The organism is Collinsella sp. 4_8_47FAA (assembly GCF_000763055.1).
Classification (GTDB): domain Bacteria; phylum Actinomycetota; class Coriobacteriia; order Coriobacteriales; family Coriobacteriaceae; genus Collinsella.
Genome location: NZ_KN214134.1, coordinates 633,875 through 656,642, shown reverse-complemented (window position 1 = coordinate 656,642; position 22,768 = coordinate 633,875). Strand labels below are relative to the sequence as shown.

Genomic DNA, 22,768 nt, shown 5'->3' with positions numbered 1-22,768 from the left:
GCTCGGGTTCCTGACGCCGGCGCGCGTGCTGCGGATGGCCCGTCGGGGACGGACGCCTCCGCCCTCATGGACGCGTTCGGGATAGAGGAGCTGGCGCCCGGCGAGCTCGACCTCACGCCCGGCTGCATCGAAAGGGCCAGGGCCGCGAGGGGCGAGGGGCCGCTGGCGGGATAGGCGGCGGGCCGGGACATGGGCCGGAGGGCCCGTTGCGCTGAGTCCGGAACGGCTGCGCGGCGGGCTGGCGGAGCATGCGGCGGCGGCATGGGGGCACCGGACTCCACAGCCCCTCCACCTGCGGAAACGAAGTGATGGCCAGGTGCCGGGAGCTATTTCCGCGTTGCGCTAGCTGCGGAAACGCGGGGTCCGTTCAGGCTGTTGCGTTGAGATTGAAAATCAACCGGACTCCGAGATTTGCCCAAAGCGGACAATGACATGCACGCGTTTAGAGGTATTCAAGGAATCGAGCAGCGGCAAGCGAAACGTCAGCCGTTCGATATATGGCGTTGATCTGCCGATGAGGATGTCCCTCGAGTGGGCGCACGGCAACATCGAACTGACAGCGGCGCAAGATGAGCGCGGGAAGAACACTCACGCCCAGGCCGTCCTCGACCATGGCCATAATCGCATAGTCATCCCAGGTAGACAGCTTAGAGCGCACCGCCAGGCCCGCGCGGCGAAACAGCGGCGTAATCTCGTCGTCGCTACCGCGTTCCAGCAGGATAAACTGCTCGTTGGCCAAATCGGCAAGGGAAACGACCTCCGCGGTGGCAAGCGAGGAGTCCGCTGGCACCACGGCCATCAGCTCGTCTTGCACCAACGGTCGCGACGCCATGCCGGCGCCGCGTGGCTCGCGCGGGATAAAGCCCAGGTCACAACGACCCTCAGCCACCCATTGTTCAATCTCTGAGTAATCACCCATCAGCAACTCATAATCGACGTCCGGATGATCGGCACGAAAGCGCGCAATCACCGGCGGCAGCACGTGGGTCGCCACGCTCGAAAACGTACCGATGCAGATTTTGCCGCGCATGAGCCCGCGCATCTCATCCACCCGTCGCTGCAAGCGAGTGAATTCCTCGCAGAGCGCCTCGACAGCCGGCATGACCTGCCTCCCGTCGGCAGAAAGAGCCACGCCCTCGCGACTGCGGTCGAGCACCTTAAAACCCCAGTCGGCCTCAAGATCGGCCACCATACGGCTCACGCCCGACTGCGAATAGCTCAGGCGCTCGGCAGCACGCGTAAAGCTTCCGGCGCGCACCGTCTCCAGCAGCACCTGCATCTTTTGAATATTCGTTTCCACGGCGTCCCTCCACCTTTGCATGAGTTTTTGTCATGTTATCTATGCATTATATTCGCTTTTCTTCTAAAACCAGTTCACCCATAGTGAAGATGCTCAGATATAGAGGGGATGTCAGCGCATGAACAACGGGCTGTTTACGTACTTAGCAGCATTGCTATTGTTTGGCTCCAACGGCATCATCGCCGCTGCCATCGCGCTGCCGAGCTCGGATATCGTGCTACTACGCACGTTTTTGGGCGCACTCTCGCTTGTCACCATTCTCGCCATCACCCAACGCCATAAGTTGCAGGCGCCATCTCGCCCCCGCGAAGCCGCAGCCCTCCTCCTCTCGGGAGCCGCGCTGGGCGCCAGCTGGATTTTTCTGTTCCGCGCCTACCAGACGATCGGCGTCGGCGTATCCTCGCTGCTGTACTACTGCGGCCCCATCATTGTCATGGCACTCTCCCCGCTCATCTTTGGCGAAAAGCTGACCGGCGGCAAAATCGCCGGCTTTATCGCCGTTGCTTGCGGTGCTTTTCTCATTGCAGCGCAAGGTCTAGGCGGCAATATGCCCATTGCAGGTATCGCCTGCGGCATCGCCTCGGCATTTTGCTATGCGCTGATGGTCATCGCTAGCAAGGGTGCGCCACACATCGAAGGCCTCGAGAACTCCACGCTCCAGGTGAGTGCCGCCTTTGTGACCGCGCTGGTCCTCACGCTCATCACGCAGGGTGCATCCTCATTCCTGTCCGCCGGCGTCGCCGCAGGCATCGATTGGCGCGCCGTCGTCATGCTCGGCGTCGTCAACACCGGCATTGGTTGCCTGCTCTACTTTAGCGCCGTCGCCAAACTGCCTGTGCAGACCGTCGCCGTTGTCGGCTACCTCGAGCCGCTTTCGGCGGTCGTGTTCTCCGCCGTCCTTTTGGGCGAAGCCATAACACCGGTCCGTCTGATGGGTGCCGCGCTTATCATCGGCGGCGCGATTTTTTGCGAACTCGCCGGCAAACGCGCAAGCGCCAAGGCTGGCATAGCCCAGACAGCACGTGCTTAAAAGCCCCTGTTTTGAAATGCTACCTACGTACATAAATAATCCCCAGCTGGGGATTATTGTCTAAAATAACCTGATGTGCCAAACTGCTCTTGTATGTATAAAGACGGCATAAAGTTTTTTGTCCTAGACAGATAACCGGATGTCTAAGGGAGTCCTCGTGGCACACAATAAACTGGAGGCAAACCTCCAAGACCAGCACGGGCAAGGCGGGCACGGAGCCATCCCCCTCTCCGCTGGCATGCTGCTCGTAACGCTCGGCGTCGTCTATGGTGACATCGGCACGAGCCCCATGTACACCATGAAATCAATCGTCGCCAACAACGGCGGCATCGGTACCGTCAGCGAGGACATGATCCTGGGCGCGCTTTCGCTCGTCATCTGGACCATGACGCTCGTGACCACGGTCAAGTACGTGGTAATCGCCATGAAGGCCGACAACCACAACGAAGGCGGCATCTTCGCCCTGTTCAGCCTCGTACGCAAGGTGGCACCATGGCTGATTCTGCCCGCCATGATCGGCGGTGCGGCACTGCTTGCCGACGGCATCCTCACCCCCGCCGTCACGGTCACCACAGCCATCGAGGGTCTGCGCACCATCGAATGGGGCCATGCGCTGCTGGGCGACGGCCAGACCAACGTCATCATCATCACAATCATCATTATCTGCGGCCTATTTGCCATGCAGCGCGCCGGCACCTCGTCAATCGGCAAGCTCTTCGGCCCGCTCATGACGCTGTGGTTCCTGTTCCTGGCAGGCGCCGGTCTGTTCAACATGCTCGGCAACCTGTCCATCTTGCGCGCGCTCAACCCCATCCGCGGCATTATGTTCCTGTTCTCGCCCATCAACCATTCGGGCATTATGGTGCTCGGCTTTGTCTTCCTGTCGACAACCGGTGCCGAGGCACTCTACTCGGACATGGGCCACGTGGGCAAGGCAAACATCTATGCATCCTGGCCATTTGTTAAGGCGGCCCTTATCCTCAACTATCTGGGTCAGGGAGCTTGGCTACTCGCCAATAACTCCAATCCCCAGATGCTCGCGATGGATATCGTTAACCCGTTCTATATGATGCTTCCCGAGCCCCTGCGCCCCTTTGCCATTGTGCTTTCGGCCGTGGCGGCCATCATCGCCTCGCAGGCGCTCATCACCGGCTCGTTCTCGCTGGTATCCGAGGCAACGCGCCTCAACCTTATGCCGCACCTGCGCATCCACTACCCCAGCGACACCAAGGGTCAGCTCTATATTCCGCTCGTCAACAACATCATGTGGGTCGGCTGCATCTTCATCGTGCTGCTGTTCCAGAACTCCGAGCGCATGGAAAGCGCCTATGGCCTCGCCATCACCGTGACCATGCTCATGACCACCACGCTGCTGACGAGCTATATCGCCGGCATCCTCAAGCACAAGCTGGGCGCCTGCATCTTTGCCCTGCTCTTTGGTGCCATTGAGCTGTGCTTCTTCGCTTCGTGCCTCACCATGTTCTTTGACGGCGGCTACGTCATGATCTTCCTGGCCGCACTGCTGTTCGGCCTTATGTATGTGTGGCGTCGCGGCACCGCCATCGAGCGCACGCAGACGATTCTGCTGCCCGTCTCCAAGTACATCGACCAGCTCAACCGCCTGCGCAATGACGAGACCTACCCCGTGCTCGCCGACAATCTGGTGTTCCTCACCAACAGCCCCGACCCGCTCACGCTCGACCGCGACGTGCTCTATTCCATCCTGGACAAGCACCCCAAACGCGCCAAGGCATATTGGTTCATCAACGTACACGTTACCGATGAGCCCTATACGCACGAGTATTCCGTTGAGACCTTTGGCACAGACTTCTTGTTCCGCGTGCGCTTGGACCTGGGCTTTAAGGTCAATCAGCGCATCAACGCCTACCTGCGCCAGATCGTTGGCGACCTGATGGCCTCGGGTGAGTTGCCGCCGCAGCACCACACCTACTCCATCTACGAGACGCGCGGCAACGTGGGCGACTTCCGTTTTTGCATGCTGCGCAAGATGCTTGCCCCCGAAACGGACATCAACCGCAATGACCACCGCGTGATGGCCATCAAGTACGCCGTCCGCCGCGCCTGCGGAAGCCCGGCACGCTGGTACGGTCTCGAGAACTCTGCCATCATCATCGAGTACGTGCCCCTCTTTGCCCGCATGCGTCCGGCAGTCAAGCTTATACGCACCCAGGTGCCACTCGAAGTTCAGATCGAGGAAGCCGAGGAAATGGATGTCGATATCTTCTCGGACGACCTGGTCAACGGCAACGAGGCCGGTAAGAATATGAACGTCGATCCCACCGAGCTGCTCGAGAGCGTCGCCGATACGCCCGAACAGCAACAACTCGACGGCCTCGAGAGCGAACAACTCAACGACGCCAACTTCTAGCGACGTCACAAATCAACGACAGCGGCCCTGCACCTCGCGAGAGATGCAGGGCCGTCTTGTATTGCAGTAAAGCTAACGGCTACGAACGGCGCGGCTCGGGAACCACGAGCCTATCGGGGCTCGCGCCCTCGGCATCCATCAGGCTCACGTAGCGAATCGACGGATCCCCATACATCGCGTAGTAATAATTGCCCGTGCGCGCGCTAAAGCATCCGGTGTAGATAGTCTTCTCGAACTTGCCATCGCCCATCCTGGACGCTCCCTCGATCATCACCACGCCCTCGAGCGAGCGGAACATGCGAACGACGTTTTCGGTCTCGCTCTCCTTTTGCGGGTAATTGGCATTGAGGTACGCCGCCTTTACAAAACGGCTCGGCGAATAGCAATCGCCCGGAATGCCGCGCATGCCGGCACCGGCTCCATAGGGCTTAAGCTCGGCACCACGCCATGTCGCCGTCTGCGGAAAATCGCTTGTGGCGGTGATATAGGTGCGCAGGTTTTCCATGTGCCACGGGAAGGTCGGCTGGTTGGCAAGGGTGTCGACCGGATCGTCGTATACATGCAGGCCGTCAGCCATCATCTCGACCACGATGCTGCGCTGGCTGTCGCCGATAATCCAATGGAGCAGCGACACGCCCAGCCCCTCTCCGGCAGATTTGGCGACAATCACCGTGTCGCGCAGCGCGGCCTCGACCTCATCGACCGTCGAGAACGTCGCTGCCACCCACAGGGGGAACTCATAGGCCGCGATATTGGTCTTGCCGTCGACAGGGTCCTCGGCATACTCGGCATAACCCGGGAAATTGAGACCCGCCACGGCGAGGCCCGCATCGTTGCCGCAATCGAAGAACATAGGGTAGTTCCTGTAATCGATGCACATACCGATCACCGCGTGCGCCGCTGTCGCGTCGTCGATAAACGAATACGGAATGTGAAACCCGCGCGGCATCACGCGAACCTGTTGGCCGTAGTCAAAGCTCCAGTCGAGATTGCGGCCCAGATACATGTGGCCAGAATTATCGGTAAATCGAATACTCGTACACATAGCGCCTCCTAGCTTTACGTTCTTGCTAATTTCATTGTCTCCAAACAAAAAGGCGCTAAACACAAAAGCCCGGACATGACAACAATGTCATGCCCGGGCTATTCAAGCAGGATAAACTCAACCAAGTTAACCCCGCAGGTCGTCTAAGGGGTCAAAGTGCCGCAGATTGCCACGAAAGAGGAGCGAAGCGTACTTAAGGTACGCGAGCGACGATTGGGCGGCAAGGTGCGGTGCTTTGGTCCCCTTAGACCAACTTTCCAAGACAGTGGTCGATCATATGCTGGATCATCTGTGCCTCAAAGCCCGCGTAGTCGCGGCGGCACTCCTTCATCTTGCCGTCGACGATCTGATCAAAGGCGACCTTGCACTTGATATAGCGCGTGGACTTGGTGACCTCCTCGTGCGTCAGGCAGCTCTCCTCCATCTTGCTGGCGCCCAGGCCAAACACCAGACGGGGGTTGTAGAGTACGTGAGGCTCGCCGGCATCGTCCAGGTAGACGCAAACCTTCTTGGTAACGCCAATCTGGTTAGCGGCAAGGCAGCCGGCATCGTCGAGCGACTTGATGGTATCGATCAGGTCCTGAGCAACCGACTCGTCCTCGACGGTCGCAACCTCGCAACGCTGGGACAGGATAGCCTCGTCGTGGCAAAGCTCTTTAATCATACGTTCCTCCATAGGGGTCGTTGTAACCGCTTAAGTATACGGTACCCACACATTTTCATGCGAAAAATACCGTCCGTCTGCTACAAAGCGCCGAACATCAACATGCGAGGAACAACAGCGTCGTAAAGGGGCTATAGTAGTTGAGTTCGTGTCAATCGGCCTAAACTCGGGGCCGAACAAGGAAAGGGTATGCATGGACGAACTTTTTCACGTCAGTGAGCGCAAGTCCACAATCGGGACCGAACTCCGCGCTGGACTGACAACATTCCTGGCGATGGCCTACATCATCGCCGTCAACCCCGCGGTGCTCTCGGGCGCTGGCATCGATGCGGGAGCGCTCGCCTGCGCCACCTGCCTGGGCGCCGGCATCATGACCATCTGCATGGGCATCTTCGCCAACCGCCCGCTCGCCTGCGCGTCGGGCTTAGGCGTCAACGCGATGATCGCCGGAATCACCACCACCGTCTGCGGCGGTGACTGGCACGTGGCCATGAGCGTCATCTTCCTCGAGGGTATCGTCATCTTGCTGCTCGTGCTTTGTGGCCTGCGCGAGGCCATCATGGACGCCATCCCGGTTGTCCTGCGTCACGCCATCTCGGTGGGTCTGGGCCTGTTCATCGCCATGATTGGCCTGTGCGATGCCAGCATTATCACCGCTGGCGCCGGTACACTCGTCGGTCTGGGCGACATCACCTCCCCCACCTTCATCGTCGGCATCATCTCCATCCTGGTGACGGTCGCTCTCGCCTGCCGCAACGTCCCCGGCTCGCTGCTCATCGGCATCGTCGTCGCCGTCATCGCCGGTATCCCCCTAGGTGTGACCCAGGCTCCGACCGGTATCATCGCCCCGCTCGACTTCTCGAGCATTGGTGGCCCCATCGCCGACGCCGGCGGCGTGCCCGCCATCGTCAAGGTCCTTACCGACCCCGCGCTCCTCGTCATCTCGTTCTCGCTGCTCATGAGTGACTTCTTCGACACCATGGGCACCGCGATGGCCGTGGCCAAGCAGGGCGAGTTCCTCACCGACGACGGCAACGTCGAGAATATCAAGGAGATCCTGATCGTCGACTCCGCCGCCGCTGCTGTGGGCGGTTTCATGGGCGTCTCCTCCATCACCACCTTCGTCGAGTCCACCTCTGGCGCTGCCGACGGTGGCCGCACGGGCCTCACCTCCGTCACCACCGGCGTGTTGTTCATTCTCGCCGCGTTCTTCTCCCCCATCGTCACCATCGTTTCCAGCGCCGCCACCTGCGGTGCTCTGGTCTACGTCGGCTACCTCATGATGAGCGAGGCCTCCGAGATCGACTGGTCCGACGTGTCTCAGGGTTTCCCGGCGTTCATGATTGTCGCCGGCGTGCCCTTCACCTACTCCATCTCTGCCGGCATTGGCCTGGGCTTTATCGCCTACGTGGTCGTCGCGCTCTTTAAGGGCGAGGCCTCCAAGATCAAGCCGCTTATGTGGATCGCAGCCCTTGCCTTCCTCGTCTACTTCTTCGTGGCGTAACGGCATAGTCTGCTAAAGCAAAACAACAAGGCGCGGAATCGCATCGAGCGGCTCCGCGCCTTTCTTTTAGCGTCTGCCCCCGTGCCAGCGTGCGACAATTGAGGCTGTCAATATCACAACACCGAGAGAAGCCTGCCTTGGAAGCGCATCATAAGCAGATAACCGTTTATTCAGAGTGTGTGGAAGGCGCGCCCGTCATCTACCTCCCCGTGGTTATGGGCGACGGTAGTGAAGTCTACGAGCGCTGCCGAGAGCTCGACTGCCCGCCGTTCACCCTTGTCGCCATTGGAGGGCTCGATTGGAATCGCGAGCTGAGCCCCTGGGAATGCGACGGAACTATACGAGATGCCGAGCCCTTTGGCGGACAGGCTGCTGGTTTTCTTGACGAGTTGTTGAAGCAGATAATCCCCCAGGCCGAATCATCGCTCCCGCAACCGCCCGCCTGGCGCGGCGTTGCCGGCTACTCGTTGGCGGGTCTTTTTGCACTGTGGGCACTTTGGCAAACAGATGTCTTTGAGCGCACGGCGAGTGCATCGGGGTCGCTGTGGTTCCCCGGCTTTATCGACTACGCGCGCGAGCGCACGATGACGGCTACGCCCGACGCCGCCTATCTGTCGCTCGGTAAAAAGGAAACCAAGACGCCCAACCGCATGATGAGGCACGTACTCGACGATACGCACGCGATGGAAGAGCTGCTTATCGAGCGTGACATTCCAACAACGCTGGAGCTCAACCCCGGCAATCATTTTGCCCAAACTGACCTGCGCATGGCGCGCGGCATCCACTGGATACTGACGCATTAAAAATGATGCCCACACGCATATGTAGGCCGAGCAAGAACATGCGCGGGCGGCCGAGCGACGATGCATCGTAGATGGCATCGGTGACGGCGGGCGTCGAGGATTCGGACATGGAAGTCCTTTCATGATGGAAGGGCGATCAGGCATATCGGATAACCTGCCCGAACGATACGATCCGAACCATTGTATGTGATACGCCATGTCTCGCACGCGCCGTCACCCGCAAACGGTAGCGTTACTTCCAAACGCGCTCGGCAATGCGCTTGACCAGCGCGATCTTCGCCCACTGCTCGTCCTCGGTCAGCTTGTTGCCAATCTCGCAGCTGGCAAAGCCGCACTGGGGCGACAGATACAGGTTCTCGAGTGGAACATACTTTGCGGCCTCGTGAATACGCTCGACGATGGCATCCTCGTCCTCAAGCTCAGCGGCCTTGGTGGTCACCAGGCCCAACACGACCTTCTTGCCAGGGGCAACGTACTTGAGCGGCTCAAAGCCACCGGCACGCGGCGTATCGAACTCCAGATAGAATGCGTCAACGTCCTCATGCGTAAACAGGTACGGCGCGATGGGGTCGTAGCCACCCTCAAAAGCATAGGTAGAATGGTAGTTACCACGGCACACGTGCGTGTTAATGACCAGGTCGTCGGGCTTGCCCTTGATGGCGGCGTTGTTGAGCGCCACGCCCAGCTCGCTTACCTTTTGCAGGTCGACCGGGCTCATGCCGGTTTTGGCGACAAAGTCGGTATCGCAATAGATGCCCCAGGTGCAGTCATCAAATTGAATGTTGCGGCAGCCCGCAGCATACAGGTCGGCAATCACCGTGCGATAAGCAGCTGCAATGGCGTCGGCAAGTTCCTCATCGGTCTTATAGACAGCGCGCAGGCTCTCCTGCTGGCCGTCGCAGCGATCGAGCGTGACCTCAGAGAACGTCTGGATAGGCGCCGGGATGGTCTGGCGTGCAACGTGGCCCTCGCCCTCAAGTGCCTTGACAAACTTAAAGTGCTCGACGAAGGGGTGGTTCTCGCCGCTGATAGGGCCGGTCACCACGGCGGTATCGGCCGTAGTCTCCTCGTCGTGGAACATATAGCCCGTACGCGAGGTACGGCGTTCAATGCCGTTGAGCCCCCACATAAAATCGAGGTGCCAGTAGCTGCGGCGAAACTCGCCATCGGTGATGACCTGCAGGCCGGCGGCCTTCTGCTTTGCCACCAAATCGCGAATGGCATCGTCCTCGACGGCCTTAAGCCCCTCGGCATCAAGCGTGCCCGCGGCGTAGGCGGCACGGGCGTCCTTCACGGCCTGCGGACGAAGAAAACTGCCGACGATATCGGCGCGAAACGGCGCGTTCGGTTGAATCGAAGTGCTCATAGATATCTCCCTTTGCATTGGTTGCTTTATCGAGACAGAGTATGAGCGCTTATATGGCCATCGTAAAATATATGTTTATAACAGTTTGATATAGATGCTTCCTATATCAGTTTGGGCTGCCTTAAAGAGATTTGACCTGTGCAGAACGCAGCAGCCTAGATATGCCGACGAATCGCGTCGATATAGGCCTGTCCGTAGCGCGTGAGCGTCGTATTTTTGCGCGTGATGATGCCGATCTCCATGTACTCGTCTACATCGAGCGGAATGGAAATAATGCCCGGCCCGTTGAGCTCGTGACTGATCACGCCCGAACACACCGTATAGCCGTTAAGGCCCATGGCCAGGTTGAACAGCGTCGCACGGTCACGCACGCGGATATTCTTGCGGCGCTCAAACGTCGAGGTCAGTTCCTCAGAATAGTAAAACGAGTTATAGCTGCCCTGCTCATAGGACAGGAACGGGTAGTCTTCCAAGTCCTCGAGCGTCACGCTGGAGCGGCCCGCCAGCGGATGGTCTGCACACACAAAAACGTGCGGTGTGGCGCAGAAGAGCCCTTCGAACACGAGCTCGTTGGCCACCAGCATGCGCTCGATAACCTCGCGATTGTGCTCGGATAAGTACAGGATGCCCAGTTCGCTTTTCATATGCGCGACGTCCTCGATAATCTCGTGAGTCTGCTCCTCGCGCAGGGTAAAATCGTAGCGCGCGGCATCGAACTCGCGGATCACGTCAACAAACGCGTTAACGGCAAAGGAATAATGCTGGCAGCTCACACTAAAGTGCGGCACCTGCTCGGACGCGCCCTTGTACTTGCCTTCGAGCAGATCGGCCTGGTCGAGCACCTGTCGCGCGTAGCCCAAGAAGGTCTCGCCCTCTTCGGACACAATGACGCCCTTGTTGGTGCGCTCAAAGATGTGTACACCCATCTCGTTTTCGAGATCGCGAATCGACGCGGTAATCGAAGGCTGCGACACAAAGAGCCGGCGCGAGGCCTCGGTGATGCTGCCGCATTCGGCAACTTTGACGACATATCTGAGCTGCTGAAGCTTCATGGCTTTCTCCCTAGACGTTCGTGATGCCAAGACCCGCCGCGTCCATCTGACGCATAAACGGCGGCATCTCCCCCGTCGCAGCGCAGGCGGCAATCTGATGCAGAGCCCCGCCGACCGCATCATCTGCCGCAGCACCAATATGCCAGCGCGCGGCAGCCGTGACGGCCTCGTTGGCATTGGCGACTGCAACGGAGTTGGGAACGGCATCGATCATGGGCAGGTCGTTATCGGAATCGCCAAATACGGCCACCTCGTCGGGCGCCAGGTCCAAAGCGCGCGCCAGCTCCAGCGCAGCGCAGCCCTTGTCCCAACCGACCGGAAGGATGTCAAACAGGCGCACTCGGTTGTTGGGAAACACAAGCGAGAGTTCCGGCACCTCAGCGGCAACGCGCTCGCGTAGCTCCGCGAGCTCCTCACGCGAACGGGCACTCCAAATATTCGCCTTGAACACCGGCGCGTCATCGACGACGGACGGCACGGGGCCTCTTCGCCTTTGAGCCATGCGTTGCCGCCCGACTCCATGGCGCGACGAACGCGCTCGGGATCACTCGTCACGCAATAGGCATCGTTGCCCCAAAAGTCATCGCCCAGGCTATAGACCTTCAGATAGGTATCGTCGGTCTCTTGCTCAAGATAGTCGGCAAGACGCATGAGGGCACCGTTGTCGCTCGCACGGGAGGCAACAACCTCGCCGTCGACAAACATCACCTGGCCGTTACAGAACGCGCCAGTCGAAAAACACTCGGAACGATTTTTGAACATCCAACCCATCGCGGACGGCTGGCGACCCGAAACCGGGCCAAAGTGCAGGCCCGCCGCCTGCATGGCATGAATGCCCTCGATGGCGTAGTCGCTGGCGCCGTCATGCCCGGCTGGAATCAGCGTATCGTCCATATCGGTCAGCACAAGTTTAATCATAAGGCCCCCATTCGTAACGGTCCTACCTATTGTAACGACCTGCCAAAATAAACCTGTCCCTATTTGGCAGGTGCGCTAGTATAGGGAGCAACAGATTCGATGCGGGAGTGCCGGCGGTGCAAACCACAAGGCTGAGAGGGCATGGGGCCCAATCCTTTGAACCTGTCAGTTAATGCTGGCGTAGGGAGCATGCCGCCTTTACAGGGGCGCTGTCTATGCACAGCGCCCCTTTTCTATGCCAAGGAGGCATGTGCAGTGATTGATTCGGAACAGCTTAAGCAACATATGGTCAAGGCCGTGGAGGAGATTCGCGCCACCAATCCGATGGCCGGCTCCATCACCAACACGGTGACGATCGACTTTGTCGCCAACGCCCAGCTCGCCGTGGGCGGATCGGCCGCCATGGTCTATCTGCCCGACGAGGGCGAGGCACTCGTTGCCGGCGGCGGCGCCATCTATCTCAATATGGGCACGCTCTTCCCCATCTACGAGCAGACGATTCCCCGCGCGGCCAAGGCGGCACACGCCGCCGGCAAGCCCTGGGTGCTCGATCCGGTTGGCCTGGGCATCGGTAGCCTGCGCACCCAGCTGGTAAACGAGCTCAAGCAGTACAAGCCCGCCATCGTGCGCGGCAACGCCTCCGAGATTATCGCGCTCGCCGGCCTGTGGGGTCTTGAGGGCGAGGCGGCCGATCTGAGCCGCGTACGCGGTGTCGATACCACCGATACGGTCGACGCCGCCCGCGATGCTGCCGTGGCGCTTGCCCGCTACACCGGCGGCGCCGTGGTGGTCTCGGGCGAAGTCGACCTGATCACCGACGGCACGACCGTGGCCAAGTCCCACGGCGGCAGCCCGCTCATGTCCAAGATCACCGGCTGCGGCTGCTCGCAGGGCGGCGTGCTGGCCGTGTACGCCTGCGCTGCCGACCCGTTTACGGCAGCCGTCTGCGGTACCGCCGTCTACAACGTTGCCGGCACGCGTGCTGCCGCCGTCGCCGATGCCCCGGCAAGCTTTAAGGTCGCCTTTATCGACGAGCTCTACCGCGCAACCGCCCAGGACATTGCCGATAACCAACTCGAGCTCGAGGAGGCATAGGCCATGTCCGAACCCGCAACCAACGCCAGCATGAACACGCTCGTCGCCGTGGCCATCGCCCCGTGCGGTACGGGCGACGAGCTGTCCGCCGAGGTCGCCGAGGTCGTGCGCGTCATTCGCGAGAGCGGCCTTCCCAACCGCACCACCTCGATGTTCACCGAGATCGAGGGCGACTGGGACGATGTCATGCAGGTCGTGCGCGACGCAACCTTTGTGTTGGCGAGCAAGGGCATCCGCACCGAAGTCGTGCTCAAAGCCGATATTCGGCCCGGATTTACCGACACCATGACTGGCAAGCTCGAGCGCATGGAAGCACAGATCAAGAAGCAGGAGGAAGCACGATGAGCATCCGCGACAACCTTGATATCTCGGCCTATCTGGTACTCGGCCCCGAAAACACGCTCGGGCGCCCCGTGGGCGATGTGGTGGCCCAGGCGCTCGACGCGGGCTTTACCTGCATCCAGGTACGCTCCAAGGTGGCAAGTGCCCGCGAGATCATTGCGCTGACCGGCGACGCCGCGCAGGCTATCGCGCAGGCCGGCAAGACCGGTCAGGTCGCCTTGCTGATCGACGACCGCCTGGACTGCGTACTCGCCGCGCGCGAGCAGGGCATCGCTGTCGACGGCGTGCACGTGGGCCAGAGCGATATTCCCGTCGAGGTCTGCCGCAAGCTGCTGGGCCCCGATGCCATCGTGGGCCTTTCGGCCCGCTGCGAGGAGATGCTCGAGTACGTCAAGACCGCCGACATGAGCCTGGTCGACTACCTGGGCATCGGCCCGCTCCACGAGACCGAGACCAAGCGCGACTGCGGACGCGCAGCCGATGGCTCCATCATCACCAAGAGCTTTGAGGACCTGGCCGCACTCCACGCGGCAAGCCCCGTGCCCATCGTGGTGGGCGGCGGCGTCAAGACGGCCGACCTGCCGCAGCTCAAGGCCACCGGCGTCGATGGCTTCTTTGTGGTGAGCGCCGTCTGCAGTGCCGACGACCCCTACGCCGCCGCCAAGGAGCTTGTCGAAACCTGGCAGCAGGCATAAGTCTAGGCCGAGCAGTTGCTCCGCAGCCTCATATCTTCAATAACGGAAAGCGCATCCCAGTTTGGACGTCCATTCTGGGATGCGCTTTCCATATAGAGGCTCAACGGGAAACTGCGTCCCAGTCTGAACGCATATTCCGGGACGTACTTTCCGAAACCCCACCGTTTGGGAAACTGCAACCCGTTCTGAGCGCAAAACCTGGGACGCGCTTTCCGCCGAGGCCACGGCAGTTTGCTCTACCCCGCCAGATACGCTTCCAACGCCGGCAAGGTCGCCTCCGCATCGTGGCGGCCGATCTGGTAGATGCGCTCGAGCTCATCGGGCTCGCGGCATAGCGACGGCACCTTCACCGATTCGCTCGGACGCACCACAAAGATATCGCCGGCAGCCTCGCGACGTGCCAGGTCATCGAGCGTGGCATTGTAAACCTCATGCCGATGCTCAAGCGCTGCGACAAACTCCGGGTAGTGACGGAACACGCGACGCAGCATGGGCATCACGCTGTTGGGCTGCTTCACAAAGCCCGCCGGCTGCGTGAGTACCACGATATTGCGGTCATACCCCTGCGCAAACAGCCATGCACTGGGAATAGAATCAGCCACGCCACCATCCAGATACTTATGCCCGTCAATAGCAACGGGACGCGTCGCCACGGGAATCGCCGACGATGCCCGGATCCACTCGATATCCCGCTCGTCGCCATAAGGCAGGTCGTGGTAGACGGCCTTGCCCGTCTCGATATCGGTGCACACGCACGTAAACCGCATGGGACAGGCGCGATACGCCTCCAAGTCAATGGGATCGCGCTCGATGGGCACCTCGTGATAGGCAAAATCGGCATTGAACATATCGCCGGTCCGCAGCCAGCTTGCTACACCCGCATAGCGCTTGTCGGCACAATAGGCCTTGTTATAGCGAATGGCACGGCCGATCTGGCGCGATTTAAAATTGTAGCCAAACGCCGCGCCCGCCGAGACGCCCACCATATGGTCGCAGGTCAAACCGTGCTCCATCCAAACGTCGAGCACGCCCGCCGTATACATACCGCGGTAGCCGCCTCCCTCGAGCGCAAGCCCCACCGTGCGCGTCATATTTGGCTGTGTCATGCGACCATCTCCGTTCCTGCGTTTAAAACCGGGACAAGTATACCCGTCAACATATACCGCCCCAGTCGCATTTTTATCGGACATCGCATCGCCGCGCTACCGTTTGACGAATAATAGCCGCCCGCAGCATGTACACCCATATATAATTCTGCACTGTTGTTTATACTACTCAGCAGTTATCAACAGCGAACATTAGCCGGTAAATTAACCCAACAACGCAGCAAGGCGGGGGCCTGGATACACGCAAAGCGCCGAACAACAACGCGTGTGCACAACGAGCTCGCCCGACGCAATCCGCCCGACCTCAGAAAGCCGCTTACGACATGGATACTGTCAGCAATTACACCGAAACGCTCGAAAAGACCGTCCGTGACCTTCTCGAGCGTCAGGATGATCTGATTAGGACCGCCTTTACCGACCAGCTTACCGGACTTGGCAACCGCGGCGGCTTTGCCCGTTCCCTCGAGGAGCTCTGGGAGCAGGACACCCCCGTTACCATGGCGTTCATCGATATCGATAACCTTAAGCACTGCAACGACGTCTTTGGGCATGACGAGGGCAACCGTTATATCTTGCAGGTAAGCCTCTATCTCAAACTGTATATGAAAGTGGACGAGGCGGCGTTTCGCATAGGCGGCGACGAGTTTGCCATCCTATCTACGATTGCGACCGAAGACGACCTCGCCGAACGTCTGGAACACTGCCGAACGATCCTGCTCAAAAACAACGATTCCGAGATGCCCCACTCGTTTAGCTACGGAGTGGCACACGCCGACCCCGCCCTGGGCGAAGCCTCCAATCGCATGACACTCGATGCCGACCATCGCATGTACGACTACAAGCTACGTCATGCCATGCACCTCGATCGGCGCAATATCACGCAAGTCCACGCCGACGACTTCGAAATAAGCGACCGCGTTTTCGACGCCTTTTCGATGCTCAACGAGGGCCGTTATTTCTTTATCGAGAACTTGGACAAACATCGCACCCTTTGGTCACAAGGTGCCTTGCGCGATCTTGGCCTTCCCTCAGAGCACATAGACAACTGTCGCGATTACTGGAAAACGCGCGTCCATCCCGACGACCTTGAGGCCTGCGTCAACGACATCGACCAAGTCTACAACGGTACCAAGCACCGTCGCGTCATGCAGTATCGTGTGCGCAACGCCGTCGGCGACTACGTCCTTTGCCGTGCTCGCGGGTTTCGTATCGACGGCGACGGAAATGTCCCCTCGCTCTATGTCGGCGAGCTCGTCAACCACTCACTTGCCGAAACCGTCGACGCCGCCACAGGCCTCGGAACGCAGCGCATGCTGGTCAACGCTATCGATACCTGCCGCCTTGACCGTTGCAAGACAGGGCTTATAGCGGTGCGCGTTCGTGGCACGACAAAGCTCAACGAGCTCTACGGGGCCGAGGCTGTCGACAACATGCTTGCCGAATACGCGGGCCGCATGCTGTCGATCACCCGCGGCAGGAGCCGGGTCTACCGTTCACGAAGCGTCCAGTTTGTCGTGCTCAGCAACGATTTGGACCACGAGGCATTCGAGCAACTGACCCGCCACCTTAAAGAGGCCGTTTTCGCTCCTGTGCAAATCGCGGGCGACACCATTACTCCCGTCTGTCTTGTCGTCCCGGCATTTTACGAGCACTTAACCCATCAGGCGACCGCCGTTTTAGGCGAACTCGACCGTCGCCTTCGCACGGCCGGCGGGCTTGTTCCCAACGACAGCCTCCCCATACCCGAGGCTGAGCGCAAAAGCGCCATCGCCGAACGTATCGACTCGCTCACGGGCCTCTATCGACCCAGCGAGTTTATGCGGCGCGCCAACGCTTTTCTCGAGGCAAGGCGCGACGGCGCCTGGTGCATCGCCACGGTCGACATGGGCCACATGCGCCTGTTTAACGAATGGTATGGACAGGCCGAAGGCGACCGCCTGCTTGCCGATGTGGGCACGGTCCTCAAGGACATCGAGAATGCCGGCATGGGCGTCGCAGGGTACTGGGGCCAAGATGACTTTTGCGTACTCATCCCCTTTAAGCACATCACCGTCCATCAAATCTACAACCGCGTTCGCGAGGCAGTAGCCAGGCATGATGGCGGCGTAGGTTTTTGGCCGTCCATGGGCGTCTACCCCATCGATTCCAATGAGGAGATCACCATCGATGCGCAGGCAAAGGCCATGTTTACCAATCGGCGCGCAAAAAACGACTTTAAGGAGCGCATTGCCATTTTTTGCCCCGAGGAGTACAAGCGCGAAATCGTGTTCAACCGCACGCTGACCGAATTCCAGTACGCGCTGTCAAATGGTCGCATCACGTACTATCTTCAGCCCCAGGTCGATATGGAAACCGGCGAGATTATTGGCGCCGAAGCACTCACCCGCTGGATTGACAAGGACGGCTCTCTCATTTCGCCCGCAACGTTTATCCCCGCACTCGAGGAAAGCGGCTTTGTAGTGACGCTCGACAAATATGTTTGGCAGGGCGTCGCCATGTGGCTCCGCGAGCGCCTCAATCGAGGACTTCGCGTGGTTCCGATTTCCCTCAATGTGTCGCGCGTAGACATTCTTGCCTGCGATGTCGCCGAGCATATGGGGTCGCTCGCCGCCCAGTACAACCTGCCGCCCGAACTCATGCACATCGAGATCACCGAGACCGCCTATACCGGAGAGTCCGAGGCCGTGGATAAGCTGACCGCGGATCTGCACACCCGTGGCTTCTCGACCTACATGGACGATTTTGGCACCGGCCAGTCCACGCTCGCGATGCTCAAGAACGTCAACGTCGACGTCATCAAGCTCGACCGCACCTTTGTGCCCACCGACCGCGATCAAGGCCGCAGCGCGCAGATCGTGTCATCGATGCTCGAGATGGCGCAGTCGCTCCATCTGCCCGTCGTGGTTGAAGGCGTCGAGACAAATGAGCAGGCAAACATGCTACGACAAATGGGCGCCCGCTACGCTCAGGGCTTCCTCTACTACCGTCCCATGCCGGCGAAGGATTTTGAGGCATTGCTCGATGGTGGCAATAACAACTGATACGCTCGCGCGCAAAACGCCACCGCCGGAGGGGGAATTTGTCTCCATTAGCTAACTTATATCCCCAATTCAAACCGAATTGGGGATATGATACAAACCGTTGTTCCGCCCAAGGAGGTTATCCATCATGAACGAGTCATATCGCCTGGGTGAGCAATCGATTATTGTCTATCTTCAGCGACTTGCGAATGGCGTCTCGACCGCCGAGCTTGACGTTGCCGCCCTGCCCGTAGAGTTGCGCGGCATTGGCGAGCAGTTGAAAAAGACGCATGCCATCCTGCAACAAGAGCGCCGGCTGCTTGAGAGCAACGCCTATATCGACCCGCTCACCAACTTGGGCAACCGCAGCGGACTCGACCGTCACGTCGAGCAACTCTGGCACAAAGGCGACCCCTTCACCTGCGCCTATATTGACATCGACCATCTAAAACATTGCAATGATAGGTTTGGCCACGCCGAAGGCAATCGCTATATCCTGAGCATCTGCCGCACGCTCTCCGAAACCATGGAGCACGATGAGATGCTGTTCCGCATCGGTGGAGACGAGTTTGTGCTTATCTCGCCCTCCGCAAACGAGACTGAACTCGAGCAGCGCTTGGAGCAGGTACGTGCCGGGCTGATCGAGGCGAGCTCAGGCGGCAAGGCGCCCATGGTCGGCAGCTTTAGCTTTGGCTGCTCGCGCGTCGATCCACTTGCCGGCGACACGCGCCGCCAGATGACGATGGATGCCGATCGCAAGATGTATCGCTATAAGCTTATGCATCGTGTGCAGCAGCCGAAAGACAATGACGCGCCGCAACGCCCAATCGTCGATCAGCTTCCCTGCAACGACCGGGTGTTCCAAGCGATCTCCATGAGCTCCGAGACGCGCTATCCGTTCATCCTTAACCTCGATACGGGCGAATCGCAATGGTCGGTTAACGCCGTGCGCGATTTTGACTTGCCCTCCCAGCACCCTTTTAATTCGGTCGATATGTGGCTTGCCCGCGTTCATCCCGAGGACCGCGACAACGTACGCGCCGAGCTCGACATGGTGATAAACGGCACGTGGCACTTCCACTACATGCAGTATCGCGTAATGGACGCCACCGGAAAATACGTGCTTTGCGACTGCACGGGCTACCGCTTGGACGGCACCGATACCGAACCCAACATGTATGTGGGCATTATCATCAACCGAAGCCTAGCGGATACGACCGACTCCGTGACCGGCCTGGGCGATATTCACGCCCTGGTCAACGCCATTGGAGAGATGCGCCGCGTGGCGCGCGAGGCAGGCTTTATTGCCATTAAGGTTGACGATATCGCCGAGGTCAATGCCCGCTTTGGATTCGATGCAGGCGACCGCGTTTTGGCAGAAAGCGCCGCCTGCCTAATGGAATGCTCGCGCGGCAAGGGTCGCCTGTTCCGCACGACGGGGCCGACATTCGTGGCGCTTTTCGACGACTTTGATCCCGAAGAGACCGACTCGATCGCAGACGAAATCGAGCGGTTCCTGGGTTCCCCCGTGCTCATCGGCTCGCTTGAATATCAGCCACCCATTCGTGTAGCGACGCTTCATCTGAACAGCGTTGACCGACAGCCCGTTTCCATTTTGAACGAGCTCAAAGCGTTGCTTAAAGAGGCGCCACGGGTACCGGGCACCAAGCTGGACTAGCACCACGGGGCGCGATGTGAAACACAAACCGTTTCACATCGCGCCCCACGTCATCTGCCCTCTCGTGCGATAATCCTCCGCAGAAGTCACCGACAGCAGAGGGAGTTTGTGATGAAGGTTCTTTTGGTCAATGGCAGCCCCAAGGCAAACGGCAACACCGCCCGTGCACTCGCCGAGGTCGCCGAGCAGCTCAATGCAGAAGGCATTGATACCGAGGTGTTTCAGCTGGGCGCCAAGCCCATTCGCGATTGCATCGGTTGCGGCCAGTGCGGCAAGCTTGGCGGTCGCTGCACCTTTGACGACGACGTGGTGAACGAGCTGATTGCTGCCGCCGAGCAGGCCGACGGTTTTGTCTTTGGCTCGCCCGTCTACTATGCGCACCCCAGCGGCCGCATCCTTTCGGCCCTCGATCGCGCCTTCTATGCCGGAAGCAAAGCCTTTGCACACAAGCCGGGCGCTGCCGTCGCCGTCGCCCGTCGCGGCGGTACATCGACCACCTTCGATGTGCTCAATAAGTACTTCACCATCAACCAGATGCCCGTAGTTGCTTCCACCTACTGGAACAACGTGTTTGGTCGCGTGCCCGGCGACGCCAATGGGGACGCCGAGGGCCTTGCCACCATGCGCAACATCGGCAAAAACATGGCCTGGCTCCTTCGCTGTATCGAGGCAGGACAGGCCGCCGGCATCAACGCACCCGAGGCAGATCGAGCAACGACCAACTTCATCAGGTAGAACGGCGGAACAAATACATGAACGTGCAGATTTTTGGCACCAAAAAGTCCTTCGATACCAAGAAAGCACAGCGCTTCTTCAAAGAGCGCCGCATTAAGGTGCAGTTTATCGACCTTAAGGAAAAGGAGATGAGCAAGGGCGAGCTCACGAGCGTGATGCAGGCGGTCGGCGGCATCGACAAGCTGCTCAACCCCAAAGCCAAGGACGAGGAGACGCTCGCTCTCATCCAGCACCTCACCCCTAGCCAGCGCTTCGACAAGCTGCTCGAGAACCAGCAGGTCTTGGCCGAGCCCATCGTGCGTAACGGCAAAAAGGCCACCGTCGGTTATTGCCCCGATGTATGGGGAGCCTGGGAGTAGCTTGTGTTATTTGCCGGCGCGTGGGTATAAGAGCAGGCGTTTGGCATAAGATTCAACTGTAAGCCATGTCTAACAAAGGAGGGCACATGCCCAACAAACCCGTGAAGATCATCATGCTTACCGGATACCTCGGTGCCGGCAAGACCACGCTGCTCAACCACATCCTCGCTAACGACGGCGGCATCCGCGCCGCCGTGATCGTCAACGATATCGGCGAGATCAACGTCGACGCCAGCCTTATCGCCGACGGCGGCCTTTCCGAGACCGACGACCTCATCCCGCTCACCAACGGCTGCATCTGCTGCACGCTTTCGGACGACCTTGCTAACCAGCTGCAGGGCATCGCCGATTCGGGCAACTTCGATTACATCATCATCGAGGCCTCGGGCATTTGCGAGCCCATCCCCATCGCCTACACCATCTCGAGCTTCTGCGACGAGGCCAAGGTGGGCGGCGAGCCCAAGCTCGCGCTCGACAACATCGTGGCCGTGGTCGACTGCGCCCGCATGTACGACGAGTTCAACGGCGGTCGCGACCTGCTGGCCGAGGATATCGACGAGGACGACATCGAGAGCCTGCTCATCCAGCAGATCGAGTTTTGCTCCACGTTGATCCTCAACAAGACCGATACCGTGAGCCCTGAGCAAATCGCCGAGCTCAAGGCTATCGTGCGCAGCCTGCAGAAGGACGCCGTGATCGTCGAGGCCCAAAACGGCGAGGTCCCCATGGAGGAGCTGCTCGACACCGACCGCTTCGACTTTATGCGCGCCTATAACTCCGCCGCTTGGATCGAGGCCATGGAGCATCCCGAGGAGCACGACGACCCCGAGGTGCTCGAGTACGACATCGAGACCTTTGTTTACTCGCGCCGCAAGCCGTTCGACCTGCAGAAGTTCACCGATTTTGTTGAGCAGGAGTGGCCCGACGAGGTCATTCGCGTCAAGGGTCCGTTGTGGCAGACCGGCGATCCGGACATGTGCTACATGTTTGAGCAGGCCGGCCACCAGATGCGTCTGATGGAGAACGGCCTGTTTGTCGACTCGGCGCCCGAGGGCGAGAAGCAGAAGATTATCGACGAGAACCCCGAAATCATGCAAATTTGGGACGACGAGACGGGCGACCGCATGACGAGCCTGTGCATCATCGGCCGTCACATGGACAAGGATGCGCTCATCGCCTCCCTCGATGCCTGCCTGACCGACTGGCACCGCGCCTAGGTTTATCCAAGCGGGCATTTGTCCGCCTACGTAACCGCCAAACCACCACGAAGGTGCCTGTGAACTGCCTCCCATTTCTTGGACATCGGGAAATGGGAGGTTTTCCATGAGTATAGACCTCAGGGTGAAGCACGACCTGGAGTCCAGGAGGCGGGCCGTCGAGCTCTTCGACGCCGGCGTCGGCTGCAAGCCGGCGGCCGAGGCCCTGTCCGTCCCCCGCGAGACCGTGAGAGAATGGCAGTGGGTATACCGGGCGTTCGGAAGCGAGGCGCTGCTGTCCATGGGCGGGAAACAATCCAGGTACACATTCGAGCAGAGGGTCGCCGCGGCGTCGGCCGTGGTCGACGGCGGGATGGCGAAGGCCGACGCTATGGCCGAGTTCGGGATCAGGTCGAAGTCCCCCGCTGGAGCGCTGGTGCAGGCTCTACCGCGAGGGCGGCGCCGAGGCGC

The 22,768-nt window shown here is 59.7% G+C and carries 20 protein-coding genes, 1 pseudogene and 1 riboswitch; of the genes and pseudogenes, 13 read left to right on the top strand and 8 right to left on the bottom strand.

Annotated elements, in window-relative coordinates; translation table 11 throughout:
• Window positions 1–442 precede the first annotated feature (442 nt).
• Window positions 443–1,300 (bottom strand): LysR family transcriptional regulator, encoded by an 858-nt coding sequence (locus HMPREF9463_RS02985; RefSeq protein WP_035137021.1) that lies wholly within the window; start codon window positions 1,298–1,300, stop codon window positions 443–445.
• 118 nt (window positions 1,301–1,418) lie between these two features.
• Between HMPREF9463_RS02985 and HMPREF9463_RS02980 the strand changes: the two genes are divergently transcribed.
• Complete coding sequence (locus tag HMPREF9463_RS02980; protein WP_035137020.1) at window positions 1,419–2,330, top strand: DMT family transporter; 912 nt, start codon at window positions 1,419–1,421, stop codon at window positions 2,328–2,330.
• A gap of 139 nt (window positions 2,331–2,469) precedes the next feature.
• Window positions 2,470–4,719, top strand: coding sequence for a KUP/HAK/KT family potassium transporter (locus HMPREF9463_RS02975; RefSeq protein WP_035137019.1), 2,250 nt, complete (start codon window positions 2,470–2,472; stop codon window positions 4,717–4,719).
• A 79-nt stretch (window positions 4,720–4,798) separates the two neighbouring features.
• Here the strand turns inward: HMPREF9463_RS02975 and bsh are convergent, their stop codons facing one another.
• A complete protein-coding gene (bsh, locus tag HMPREF9463_RS02970) occupies window positions 4,799–5,764 on the bottom strand; it encodes a choloylglycine hydrolase (RefSeq protein WP_035137018.1) in 966 nt (321 codons plus the stop codon).
• A 244-nt stretch (window positions 5,765–6,008) separates the two neighbouring features.
• A complete protein-coding gene (locus tag HMPREF9463_RS02965; protein ID WP_035137017.1) occupies window positions 6,009–6,428 on the bottom strand; it encodes a peptide deformylase in 420 nt (139 codons plus the stop codon).
• Between the two features lie 193 nt (window positions 6,429–6,621).
• Here HMPREF9463_RS02965 and HMPREF9463_RS02960 point away from each other — a divergent pair, with 193 nt between their 5' ends.
• Both HMPREF9463_RS02960 and HMPREF9463_RS02955 read left to right on the top strand, forming a co-directional pair.
• Window positions 6,622–7,932, top strand: a complete 1,311-nt coding sequence (locus tag HMPREF9463_RS02960) for an NCS2 family permease (protein WP_035137016.1) — start codon at window positions 6,622–6,624, stop codon at window positions 7,930–7,932.
• A gap of 137 nt (window positions 7,933–8,069) precedes the next feature.
• Window positions 8,070–8,735: an alpha/beta hydrolase gene (locus HMPREF9463_RS02955; protein ID WP_198019905.1), complete on the top strand. Its 666-nt coding sequence runs from the start codon at window positions 8,070–8,072 to the stop codon at window positions 8,733–8,735.
• 232 nt (window positions 8,736–8,967) lie between these two features.
• Here the strand turns inward: HMPREF9463_RS02955 and HMPREF9463_RS02950 are convergent, their stop codons facing one another.
• The 4 genes and pseudogenes from HMPREF9463_RS02950 to HMPREF9463_RS11555 form a co-directional block, all read right to left on the bottom strand.
• Window positions 8,968–10,101, bottom strand: coding sequence for a 5-methyltetrahydropteroyltriglutamate--homocysteine S-methyltransferase (locus tag HMPREF9463_RS02950; protein ID WP_035137014.1), 1,134 nt, complete (start codon window positions 10,099–10,101; stop codon window positions 8,968–8,970).
• Between the two features lie 155 nt (window positions 10,102–10,256).
• The gene (locus tag HMPREF9463_RS02945; RefSeq protein WP_035137012.1) at window positions 10,257–11,153 is read right to left on the bottom strand and encodes a LysR family transcriptional regulator; all 897 of its coding nucleotides are present in this window, start codon (window positions 11,151–11,153) and stop codon (window positions 10,257–10,259) included.
• A 10-nt stretch (window positions 11,154–11,163) separates the two neighbouring features.
• Window positions 11,164–11,631, bottom strand: a complete 468-nt coding sequence (locus HMPREF9463_RS11495; protein ID WP_052044036.1) for an HAD hydrolase family protein — start codon at window positions 11,629–11,631, stop codon at window positions 11,164–11,166.
• 146 nt (window positions 11,632–11,777) lie between these two features.
• Window positions 11,778–12,047, bottom strand: a pseudogene (locus tag HMPREF9463_RS11555) (HAD hydrolase family protein); the annotation flags it as partial.
• A 117-nt stretch (window positions 12,048–12,164) separates the two neighbouring features.
• Window positions 12,165–12,275, top strand: a riboswitch (TPP riboswitch).
• Window positions 12,276–12,326: 51 nt separating this feature from the next.
• On the opposite strand from HMPREF9463_RS11555, the gene thiM reads away from it, so the two are divergent.
• From thiM to HMPREF9463_RS02925, 3 genes are read left to right on the top strand one after another with little or no spacing between them, the layout of a single operon-like run.
• Window positions 12,327–13,166 (top strand): hydroxyethylthiazole kinase, encoded by an 840-nt coding sequence (gene thiM, locus HMPREF9463_RS02935; protein WP_035137011.1) that lies wholly within the window; start codon window positions 12,327–12,329, stop codon window positions 13,164–13,166.
• A gap of 3 nt (window positions 13,167–13,169) precedes the next feature.
• Complete coding sequence (locus HMPREF9463_RS02930) at window positions 13,170–13,511, top strand: thiamine-binding protein (RefSeq protein ID WP_232219733.1); 342 nt, start codon at window positions 13,170–13,172, stop codon at window positions 13,509–13,511.
• Entirely contained in the window at window positions 13,508–14,203 is a 696-nt protein-coding gene (locus HMPREF9463_RS02925; RefSeq protein WP_035137009.1) for a thiamine phosphate synthase, read from the top strand. The genes HMPREF9463_RS02930 and HMPREF9463_RS02925 overlap by 4 nt, the downstream gene beginning before the upstream one ends.
• Before the next feature lie 236 nt (window positions 14,204–14,439).
• On the opposite strand, the gene HMPREF9463_RS02920 is transcribed toward HMPREF9463_RS02925, so the two are convergent.
• Window positions 14,440–15,309, bottom strand: a complete 870-nt coding sequence (locus HMPREF9463_RS02920; RefSeq protein WP_084591754.1) for a patatin-like phospholipase family protein — start codon at window positions 15,307–15,309, stop codon at window positions 14,440–14,442.
• 323 nt (window positions 15,310–15,632) lie between these two features.
• On the opposite strand from HMPREF9463_RS02920, the gene HMPREF9463_RS02915 reads away from it, so the two are divergent.
• The 6 genes from HMPREF9463_RS02915 to HMPREF9463_RS11070 all read left to right on the top strand — a co-directional run.
• Window positions 15,633–18,350: a bifunctional diguanylate cyclase/phosphodiesterase gene (locus HMPREF9463_RS02915; protein WP_035137006.1), complete on the top strand. Its 2,718-nt coding sequence runs from the start codon at window positions 15,633–15,635 to the stop codon at window positions 18,348–18,350.
• 127 nt (window positions 18,351–18,477) lie between these two features.
• On the top strand, window positions 18,478–20,007 hold the full coding sequence (locus HMPREF9463_RS02910; protein ID WP_035137005.1) for a diguanylate cyclase domain-containing protein: 1,530 nt from the start codon (window positions 18,478–18,480) through the stop codon (window positions 20,005–20,007).
• A 111-nt stretch (window positions 20,008–20,118) separates the two neighbouring features.
• Window positions 20,119–20,742: a flavodoxin family protein gene (locus tag HMPREF9463_RS02905; protein ID WP_035137004.1), complete on the top strand. Its 624-nt coding sequence runs from the start codon at window positions 20,119–20,121 to the stop codon at window positions 20,740–20,742.
• A 17-nt stretch (window positions 20,743–20,759) separates the two neighbouring features.
• Window positions 20,760–21,101: an arsenate reductase family protein gene (locus HMPREF9463_RS02900; protein ID WP_006234522.1), complete on the top strand. Its 342-nt coding sequence runs from the start codon at window positions 20,760–20,762 to the stop codon at window positions 21,099–21,101.
• 86 nt (window positions 21,102–21,187) lie between these two features.
• Window positions 21,188–22,318, top strand: a complete 1,131-nt coding sequence (locus tag HMPREF9463_RS02895) for a GTP-binding protein (RefSeq protein ID WP_035137003.1) — start codon at window positions 21,188–21,190, stop codon at window positions 22,316–22,318.
• 106 nt (window positions 22,319–22,424) lie between these two features.
• The coding region (locus HMPREF9463_RS11070; protein ID WP_052044035.1) for a helix-turn-helix domain-containing protein at window positions 22,425–22,768 on the top strand (344 nt) is incomplete at its 3' end.

Coding starts and splice junctions, on each gene's coding strand:
- HMPREF9463_RS02945 (WP_035137012.1), bottom strand. CDS start 11,153: ATGAAGCTTCAGCAGCTCAGATATGTCGTCAAAGTTGCCGAATGCGGC.
- HMPREF9463_RS02925 (WP_035137009.1), top strand. CDS start 13,508: ATGAGCATCCGCGACAACCTTGATATCTCGGCCTATCTGGTACTCGGC.
- HMPREF9463_RS02975 (WP_035137019.1), top strand. CDS start 2,470: ATGTCTAAGGGAGTCCTCGTGGCACACAATAAACTGGAGGCAAACCTC.
- HMPREF9463_RS02895 (WP_035137003.1), top strand. CDS start 21,188: ATGCCCAACAAACCCGTGAAGATCATCATGCTTACCGGATACCTCGGT.
- HMPREF9463_RS02960 (WP_035137016.1), top strand. CDS start 6,622: ATGGACGAACTTTTTCACGTCAGTGAGCGCAAGTCCACAATCGGGACC.
- HMPREF9463_RS02905 (WP_035137004.1), top strand. CDS start 20,119: ATGAAGGTTCTTTTGGTCAATGGCAGCCCCAAGGCAAACGGCAACACC.
- HMPREF9463_RS02950 (WP_035137014.1), bottom strand. CDS start 10,101: ATGAGCACTTCGATTCAACCGAACGCGCCGTTTCGCGCCGATATCGTC.
- HMPREF9463_RS02965 (WP_035137017.1), bottom strand. CDS start 6,428: ATGATTAAAGAGCTTTGCCACGACGAGGCTATCCTGTCCCAGCGTTGC.
- HMPREF9463_RS02900 (WP_006234522.1), top strand. CDS start 20,760: ATGAACGTGCAGATTTTTGGCACCAAAAAGTCCTTCGATACCAAGAAA.
- HMPREF9463_RS02930 (WP_232219733.1), top strand. CDS start 13,170: ATGTCCGAACCCGCAACCAACGCCAGCATGAACACGCTCGTCGCCGTG.
- bsh (WP_035137018.1), bottom strand. CDS start 5,764: ATGTGTACGAGTATTCGATTTACCGATAATTCTGGCCACATGTATCTG.
- HMPREF9463_RS02915 (WP_035137006.1), top strand. CDS start 15,633: ATGGATACTGTCAGCAATTACACCGAAACGCTCGAAAAGACCGTCCGT.
- HMPREF9463_RS02910 (WP_035137005.1), top strand. CDS start 18,478: ATGAACGAGTCATATCGCCTGGGTGAGCAATCGATTATTGTCTATCTT.
- HMPREF9463_RS02920 (WP_084591754.1), bottom strand. CDS start 15,309: ATGACACAGCCAAATATGACGCGCACGGTGGGGCTTGCGCTCGAGGGA.
- HMPREF9463_RS02980 (WP_035137020.1), top strand. CDS start 1,419: ATGAACAACGGGCTGTTTACGTACTTAGCAGCATTGCTATTGTTTGGC.